The sequence below is a fragment of the Rahnella perminowiae genome (assembly GCF_019049755.1).
GTDB lineage: Bacteria > Pseudomonadota > Gammaproteobacteria > Enterobacterales > Enterobacteriaceae > Rahnella > Rahnella perminowiae.
In genome coordinates this window covers 1-8,659 of record NZ_JAFMOS010000421.1, presented here as the reverse complement: position 1 = coordinate 8,659, position 8,659 = coordinate 1, and the positions used below count along the sequence as shown (strand labels likewise).

Annotated in this window: 8 protein-coding genes; 4 read left to right on the top strand and 4 right to left on the bottom strand. The window is 50.2% G+C overall.

Annotated features, from left to right (window positions below; translation table 11 throughout):
- Nucleotides 1-12: 12 nt before the first annotated feature.
- The 4 genes from J1785_RS06395 to map form a co-directional block, all read right to left on the bottom strand.
- Nucleotides 13-402: a DUF3461 family protein gene (locus J1785_RS06395; RefSeq protein ID WP_013574189.1), complete on the bottom strand. Its 390-nt coding sequence runs from the start codon at nt 400-402 to the stop codon at nt 13-15.
- A 134-nt stretch (nt 403-536) separates the two neighbouring features.
- A complete protein-coding gene (gene dapD / locus J1785_RS06390) occupies nt 537-1,361 on the bottom strand; it encodes a 2,3,4,5-tetrahydropyridine-2,6-dicarboxylate N-succinyltransferase (protein WP_013574190.1) in 825 nt (274 codons plus the stop codon).
- Nucleotides 1,362-1,407: 46 nt separating this feature from the next.
- A complete protein-coding gene (glnD, locus tag J1785_RS06385) occupies nt 1,408-4,098 on the bottom strand; it encodes a bifunctional uridylyltransferase/uridylyl-removing protein GlnD (RefSeq protein WP_129992058.1) in 2,691 nt (896 codons plus the stop codon).
- Nucleotides 4,099-4,207: 109 nt separating this feature from the next.
- Nucleotides 4,208-4,999, bottom strand: a complete 792-nt coding sequence (map, locus tag J1785_RS06380) for a type I methionyl aminopeptidase (RefSeq protein ID WP_129992059.1) — start codon at nt 4,997-4,999, stop codon at nt 4,208-4,210.
- Between the two features lie 367 nt (nt 5,000-5,366).
- Here map and rpsB point away from each other — a divergent pair, with 367 nt between their 5' ends.
- From rpsB to frr, 4 genes are all read left to right on the top strand, one after another.
- Complete coding sequence (gene rpsB, locus J1785_RS06375) at nt 5,367-6,092, top strand: 30S ribosomal protein S2 (protein ID WP_013574193.1); 726 nt, start codon at nt 5,367-5,369, stop codon at nt 6,090-6,092.
- 147 nt (nt 6,093-6,239) lie between these two features.
- Complete coding sequence (gene tsf / locus J1785_RS06370; protein ID WP_129954974.1) at nt 6,240-7,091, top strand: translation elongation factor Ts; 852 nt, start codon at nt 6,240-6,242, stop codon at nt 7,089-7,091.
- Between the two features lie 159 nt (nt 7,092-7,250).
- Nucleotides 7,251-7,982 carry a UMP kinase gene (gene pyrH, locus J1785_RS06365; RefSeq protein WP_129954975.1) on the top strand — a complete coding sequence of 244 codons (732 nt, stop codon included), beginning with the start codon at nt 7,251-7,253 and terminating at the stop codon, nt 7,980-7,982.
- A gap of 108 nt (nt 7,983-8,090) precedes the next feature.
- Nucleotides 8,091-8,648, top strand: a complete 558-nt coding sequence (gene frr, locus J1785_RS06360) for a ribosome recycling factor (RefSeq protein WP_129954976.1) — start codon at nt 8,091-8,093, stop codon at nt 8,646-8,648.
- The last annotated feature ends 11 nt before the right edge of the window (nt 8,649-8,659 follow it).

Genomic DNA, 8,659 nt, shown 5'->3' with positions numbered 1-8,659 from the left:
GACCGGAATTTATCAGCGACCGTTGGTGAGTTTTTCCAGATCAGATTCAATCTCGGAAATTTTATTTGCCACGACGGATTCGAGATGACGCAGATCATCAAGAATTTTACGTTTCAGATCCACTTCGACCTGATCACGCTGACAGATTTGATCCAGCTCATCAATCACATACCGCAGATTCGGGCTGATCTCATGAATTTCTTTATAACCCTGGCCGGCATTATCAGCAACGATAGTTTTACGCTGGCGCGGGTATTTAAATTTCACGCTTTTAGCAAAAAACTCGCCTTTATCTCTGCGGAAATAGATCTTCAGAATGTCGTTATTGGCCTCCTGACGCAGGCTGTAACGATCAATATCGTCGGGATTATTAATGCCCAGGCTTTTCAGATTGTCATACATAGCGCCACCTTCGTTTAGGAGAATAAATCAGAGTGTCATGATGAACTGAACGGCGGCTTTAATCATTGATTAATTGCACACTTTGCCGTTTAGAAGATAAAAAAGCGGGTTATTAATACCCGCTTTTCTCAAGTTTAGTCGATAGTGCGTAATAACTCATTCAGACCCGTTTTGCCCAGCGTTTTCGCATCTACTTTCTTCACGATAACCGCGCAATACAGGCTGTACTTACCGTCTTTTGAAGGCAGGTTACCGGAAACAACAACAGAGCCTGCGGGTACGCGGCCATAATGTACTTCGCCAGTTTCGCGGTCATAGATTTTGGTGCTCTGGCCGATGTAAACGCCCATGGAAATCACAGAGCCTTCTTCAACGATAACGCCTTCAACAATTTCTGAACGTGCGCCGATGAAGCAATTATCTTCGATGATAGTCGGGTTAGCCTGAAGTGGCTCCAGAACGCCGCCGATACCCACGCCACCAGACAGGTGAACGTTTTTACCGATTTGTGCACACGAACCGACAGTCGCCCAGGTATCTACCATGGTGCCTTCATCAACGTAAGCGCCGATGTTGACGTAAGAAGGCATCAGCACTGTATTACGTGCGATGAATGCGCCTTTACGCACTGCCGCTGGGGGGACCACGCGGAAGCCTTCACGCTGAAAACGCGCTTCATCGTAGTCCGCGAATTTCATCGGCACTTTATCGAAGTAACGGCTTTCACCGCCTTCCATAACCTGGTTGTCATTGATTCTGAACGAGAGCAGTACCGCTTTCTTCAGCCATTGATGCGTCACCCATTCGCCATCAATCTTCTCAGCAACACGCAATTCGCCACTGTCGATTTTGCTGATAACTTCAGTGATAGCGTCGCGCGTTACGCTGTCAACGTTAGCCGGGGTGATATCTGCACGGCGCTCGAAGGCTTGTTCAATAACGGTTTGTAGTTGCTGCATCCTGTTCTCTTTCCTGAATTGGTTTTAAAAGATAGTGGTACTTGTATCACATTTTGTCGCCAGGGTTGAGTGCCTCAGTTAACCGGCGTGTGATTTCCTTGCGGGTTTGATTATCCAGCGCACGACGCTCACCATTTGCCAGAATAAATAAATCCTCTACGCGTTCACCGATGGTTGATATGCGCGCACCGTGCAGCGACAGGCCGAGATCAGAGAAGACCTCCCCGACGCGTGCCAGCAGGCCGGGCTGATCCAGCGCCACCAGTTCCATATACGTCCGGCGGTCCGTATGGGTAGGCAGGAAACTGACTTCTGTCTGCACGCTGAAATGGCGCAGTTTCGGCGAAGGATGCCGGGTCCGGGGTGGCTGATAAGCCTGCGTCATGGATTGTTCCAGCGCATAACGGATCGCTTCATGACGATCTTGTGCCAGCGGACTGCCATCCGGTTCCAGCACGATAAAGGTGTCCATCGCCATACCATCGCGGTTAGTGAAAATCTGTGCGTCATGAATGCTCAGGTTACGCCTGTCCAGCTCACCGGCGACGGTGGCAAACAGATAAGGCCGGTCAGGGCTCCAGATGAATATTTCGGTACCGCCACGCGTTGCCTGACGGCTGACCAACACCAGCGGTTTGGCGGAGTCGTGTTCCAGCAGATGTCTTGCGTGCCAGGCCAGCTGATTGGGTGAGTGGCGCAGGAAATAATCTGCACGACAGCGGCTCCAGATCCGGTGCAGTGCTTCTTCATCGATATTGTCCATACGCAGCAATGCCAGCGCCTGCAGACGGTGATGACGCACACGTTCGCGAAGATCCGGCGTGTTTTGCATGCCGCGACGCAATTGCTTTTCGGTGGCAAAATACAGTTCGCGTATCAGGCTCTGTTTCCAGCTGTTCCACAGCGTTTCGTTAGTGGCACAAATATCCGCCACGGTCAGACTGACCAGATAGCGCAGGCGCACTTCGCTTTGCATTTCCGCAGCAAATTGCTGAATTTCATTAGGATCCTGAATATCCCGGCGTTGCGCTGTCACTGACATTAGCAGGTGACAGCGAACCAGCCAGGCCACCAGCTGTGTTTCGCGGGAATTCAGCCCGTGCAGTTCGGCAAATTCCAGCACATCCTGAGCACCGAGGATCGAGTGATCGCCGCCACGGCCTTTGGCGATATCGTGGAACAAGGCAGCCATCAGCAACAGCTCCGGCTGTGGCAGACGCGGATACAATTCCACGCATAAAGGGTGCTTTGGCCGGGTTTCTTCATGGGCGAAGCTTTCAAGTTTTTGCAAAACACGAATGGTATGTTCATCGACCGTATAAGCGTGGAACAAGTCAAACTGCATCTGTCCGACGATTTGCCCCCATTGCGGCATATACGCCCACAGCACGCTGTGACGATGCATCGGCACCAGCGCACGTGACACGGCCCCTGGATGGCGCAGAATCGACATAAACATTTCACGTGCCTGCGGGATCATACACAGAGGCTCTTTGAGATGGCGTCGGGCATGGCGCAACAGGCGGACGGTGGTGGAGTAAATGCCTTTGATTTCGCGATGGCGTACCATCAGGTGGAACATGCCGATGATCGTTTCCGGACGGCGGTCAAAGAGGGTGCTGTCCCGCAGGTCAATCAGGTCACCACGCAGCTGGAAATCCTCATCAAGCGGCCGTGGTTTTTCATTCGGGCCGATGGCCAGAATCGCTTCATCGAACAACTGCAATAACATCTGATTCAGCTCACCGACCCGGCGGGTCATGCGGTAGAAATCTTTCATCATGCGTTCGACGGGCTGATTGCCTTCCCCCTGATATTGCAACAGCTGTGCCACACTTTGCTGGCGATCAAACAGCAGGCGGTTGTCGTAGCGTGGCAGCAGCAAGTGCAGGGCAAAACGGATGCGCCACAGGAAGCTTTGACATTCCAGCAGTTCGTTGCGCTCGGCTTTAGTCAGGAAACCAAAGGCCACCATTTCATCTAACGATGTGGCACCAAAATGGCGGCGGGCCACCCATAAAATGGTGTGAATGTCGCGCAGTCCGCCGGGGCTGCTTTTGATATCCGGCTCAAGGTTATAACTGGTACCGTGATAACGCTGATGGCGTTCATTCTGTTCATCGATCTTGGCGCGGAAAAAGTTTGGCGAAGGCCAGAATCCGTCACTGAAAATGTGTTTCTGCATACTGAGAAACAGCGCGACATCGCCGCAAATCAGGCGGGATTCAATCAGGTTGGTGGCCACCGTTAAATCAGCTAGTCCCTCCAGCAGACACTCTTCCAGCGTACGCACGCTGTGTCCGACTTCCAGCTTAAGGTCCCACAGCAACGTAATCAGCTCACCGATCCGCAACGCCTGTTCATCGTTGAGACGTTTCTGGCTGAGCACCAGAACATCAATATCTGATAAAGGATGCAATTCGCCGCGCCCGTAGCCACCGACGGCCACCATCGCAGTTTCAGGAATATTGTCGAAGCCATAGAACGTCCACAGACGCTGCAAAAGTTGATCGATGTAATGCGTCCGGGCATCCACCAGATCTTCCGCCCGTTGCCCGGCATTGAAGGCATCTGCCAGCCACACCTGAAACTGTTCCATATGTTGTTTCAGGCTCTGACGGTTTAAATCGTCGTCCGGATAGGCAGAAGGGGAGGCGGGCTGTGGCGGGTAAGTGCGGATAAGATCCTGCGTGGTTTGCGGTTGCAGGCTCTTTTCAGCCGAATAGTTTTCAATCATGGGTGCGCAGCCCTACACGTGAGAGACCAATAAACGTGAAAGATAAAAAAACCGGCTTTCGCCGGTTTGATTCACAGATTTATACCCTCTCCGCAGAGCGGGTGACTGTTTAGTCGTGCGTCAGGATAGCCGGGATGGTGTCATCCTTACGCAGCGTCATAATTTCACAACCGTTATCTGTGACCACAATAGTATGCTCGTACTGAGCCGACAAGCTGCGATCTTTAGTTTTTACTGTCCAGCCGTCTTTCATGGTGCGTATACGGTAATCACCCGCATTGACCATAGGTTCAACGGTAAAGGCCATGCCAGCCTGTAACACCACACCGCCGTCATCTGCGTCATAATGCAGCACCTGAGGTTCTTCGTGGAAACCTTCGCCAATGCCGTGACCGCAATATTCGCGTACCACAGAGAATTTCTCGGCTTCAACGAATTTCTGGATCTCTTTACCCAGCGTGCGCAAGCGGATACCCGGTTTGATCATGCGCAGGGCGATATACAGGCTTTCCTGGGTGATACGGCAAAGACGCTCGCCCAAAATCGTCGGTTTACCCGCGATGAACATTTTGGATGTATCGCCGTGGAAACCGTCTTTAATCACCGTAACGTCAATGTTGACGATGTCACCCTCTTTCAAAATCTTATCTTCGCTCGGAATACCATGGCACACCACTTCATTAACGGAGATACAAACAGATTTCGGGAAACCGTGGTAATCCAGGCAGGCTGAAACCGCCTGTTGTTGGTTCACGATATGATCGGCACAAATGCGATCCAGCTCACCTGTGCTCACGCCCGGTTTAACGAAAGGTTCAATGATTTCCAGCACTTCTGCGGCCAGACGGCCAGCAACGCGCATTTTCTCGATGTCTTCGGGGGTTTTGATTGAAATAGCCATGTGTTGTCCTGCGGGTTCTGTGCATCAGGTGTGCTTTATTTCTACACCGATGTCGTCAATAATAAGCTGTGACTTATGGTATCAGCCCTGATATTTGCTGCCAAACTATCATTTCCCGTGAAGCAATCTGCTGAACAAAAGTTGCTGTCGGGCCGTTATTTATGGTATAAAGCGCGCCGGCAATCCGCTCTGAGTCTTACGACGCTGAGGGATTAAAGCCAAAATCACTCATTGTGTACTTATTAACGTAAGTAATAACACACACGTATCGACACATACGCCGGGGTGCCTTGGGAATTCGTTCTGCAGGGTCGGTTGTATGGGATACGTGGAGGCATAACCCCAACTACTTAATAGAGGTTTTATCATGGCAACTGTTTCCATGCGCGATATGCTCAAGGCCGGTGTTCACTTCGGTCACCAAACCCGTTACTGGAACCCGAAAATGAAGCCATTCATCTTCGGCGCTCGTAACAAGGTTCACATCATCAACCTTGAGAAAACTGTTCCAATGTTCAACGAAGCTCTGGCTGAGTTGCAGAAGATCTCCTCCCGTAAAGGTAAGATCCTGTTCGTTGGTACTAAACGCGCAGCAAGCGAAGCGGTAAAAGAAGCTGCACACAACTGCGACCAGTTCTTCGTGAACCATCGCTGGTTGGGCGGCATGCTGACTAACTGGAAAACCGTTCGTCAGTCCATCAAACGTTTGAAAGATCTGGAAATTCAGTCTCAGGACGGCACTTTCGAGAAGCTGACCAAGAAAGAGGCGCTGATGCGTACTCGTGAACTGGCTAAGCTGGAAAACAGCCTGGGTGGTATCAAGGATATGGGTGGTCTTCCTGATGCTCTGTTTGTAATCGATGCTGATCACGAACACATTGCAATCAAAGAAGCTAACAACCTGGGTATCCCGGTATTCTCCATTGTTGATACCAACTCCGATCCGGATGGCGTTGACTTTGTTATCCCAGGTAACGATGACGCAATCCGTGCAGTAAATCTGTACCTGAGCGCTGTTGCTGCCACTGTCCGTGAAGGCCGTTCGCAAGATCTGGCTGTTCAGGCAGAAGAAAGCTTCGTAGAAGCTGAATAATAAGGCAAGCTCAGCAGAGCCCTTATTAACCAGGTATTGAAATATGTTGGTTAGGGGGCCTTTATTGGCCCCCTTTGCTTATCTTAAATGCGAGAAATATCTCACCGCAAAAACCCTTTTTGCACTGAGATAATCGAGGAAAATACAATGGCTGATATTACCGCTGCCCTGGTAAAAGAACTGCGCGAACGTACTGGCGCTGGCATGATGGATTGTAAGAAAGCTCTGGTTGAAGCTAACGGCGACATCGAGCTGGCAATTGAAAACATGCGTAAATCTGGCGCGATCAAAGCGGCGAAAAAAGCAGGCAACGTAGCTGCTGACGGCGTGATCAAAACTAAAATCGAAGGCAACTTCGGCGTGATTCTGGAAGTTAACTGCCAGACTGACTTCGTGGCTAAAGATGCTGGTTTCCAGGCTTTTGCTGACAAAGTGCTGGACGCTGCTGTTGCAGGCAAAGTGACTGACGTTGAAGTCCTGAAAGCTCAGTTCGAAGAAGAGCGTATTCAGCTGGTTGCTAAAATCGGTGAGAACATCAACATTCGTCGCGTTCAAATTCTTGAAGGCGATGTGCTGGGCAGCTACCTGCACGGCGCACGTATCGGTGTTCTGATTGCGGCTAAAGGCGCTGATGAAGAACTGGTTAAGCAAATTGCTATGCACGTTGCAGCAAGCAAACCAGAATTCGTTAAGCCTGAAGACGTGTCTGCTGAAGTGGTAGAAAAAGAGTATCAGGTTCAGCTGGACATCGCGATGCAGTCTGGCAAACCGAAAGAAATTGCAGAGAAAATGGTTGAAGGCCGCATGAAGAAATTCACCGGCGAAGTTTCTCTGACAGGTCAGCCTTTCGTTATCGACCCAAGCAAAACTGTGGGTCAGGTTCTGAAAGAACACAATGCTGACGTGATTAACTTCATCCGCTTTGAAGTGGGCGAAGGTATCGAGAAAGTTGAGACTGACTTTGCTGCTGAAGTTGCAGCAATGACTAAACAGTCTTAATCAGTATCTGATACACCCTAAAATGGAACCGCTACGAAAGGGCGGTTCCGTTTTATCCAGCCCCAAATTCCTATTACATTGTGCGTGAAGTCATTCAGACAACGCTATGATGTAAAAACCGACTATCCATTAAGACACATTGCTTCTAGGACAGACACCATGGCTACCAATGCGAAACCCGTTTATCAACGTATCCTGCTCAAACTCAGTGGCGAAGCCCTGCAGGGTAGTGAAGGTTTTGGTATCGACGCGAGTGTATTAGATCGCATGGCTCAGGAAGTGAAAGAGCTGGTCGAACTCGGCATTCAGGTAGGTGTTGTGATCGGCGGCGGTAACCTATTCCGTGGCGCGGGTCTGGCACAGGCTGGCATGAATCGTGTTGTAGGCGACCATATGGGTATGCTGGCAACTGTCATGAATGGCCTGGCAATGCGTGATGCATTACACCGTGCCTATGTTAACGCACGCCTGATGTCTGCGATCCCTTTGAACGGTGTGTGTGATAATTACAGCTGGGCTGAGGCCATCAGCTTGCTGCGTCATAACCGCGTGGTAATTTTCTCTGCCGGTACCGGCAATCCTTTCTTTACCACTGACTCAGCCGCGTGTCTGCGCGGTATTGAAATCGAAGCTGATGTGGTATTAAAAGCCACCAAAGTTGACGGTGTGTATTCAGCTGATCCGGTGAAAAACCCGGATGCGACACTTTACGAAACACTGACCTATCAGGAAGTGCTGGAACAGGAATTGAAAGTAATGGATCTGGCTGCCTTTACGCTGGCCCGCGATCACAATCTGCCAATTCGCGTCTTCAACATGAATAAGCCTGGCGCACTGCGTCGCGTGGTGATGGGTGAAAATGAAGGAACGCTGATTTCTAAAGCGGAATGATCCTTCACAATTGAACATTACGTTCAGCCAGCCTCTGCTGGCATGAGTATTCACGGACTATACTGATGTTATGGTCTGCCAGGTAATCAGCTTTCAAAGGTTCACAACGTGATTAACGAAATCAAAAAAGACGCTGAAATTCGTATGGAAAAATGCGTTGAAGCATTCAAAACCCATATCAGCAAAATCCGTACCGGCCGTGCATCTCCGGGCATCCTGGATGGCATCATGGTGGAATACTACGGTTCAGCAACGCCTCTGCGTCAACTGGCCCAGGTGACGGTGGAAGATTCCCGTACTCTGGCAATCTCTGTATTCGATCGCTCCATCAGCGCTGCTGTTGAAAAAGCGATCATGACTTCTGATTTGGGCCTCAACCCGTCTTCTGCGGGTGCGACAATCCGTGTTCCATTGCCTGCACTGACAGAGGAACGTCGTAAGGATCTCATCAAAGTCGTGCGTGGCGAAGCAGAGCAGGGCCGTGTCTCCGTACGTAACGTCCGCCGTGATGCGAACGATAAAACCAAAGCATTGTTGAAAGATAAAGAAATCAGTGAAGATGAAGACCGTCGTTCTCAGGACGATATTCAGAAACTGACTGATATTTTCATCAAGAAAATCGACGTTGCTTTGAGCGAGAAAGAAACCGAGTTAATGGAATTTTAATCCGGTTTAAG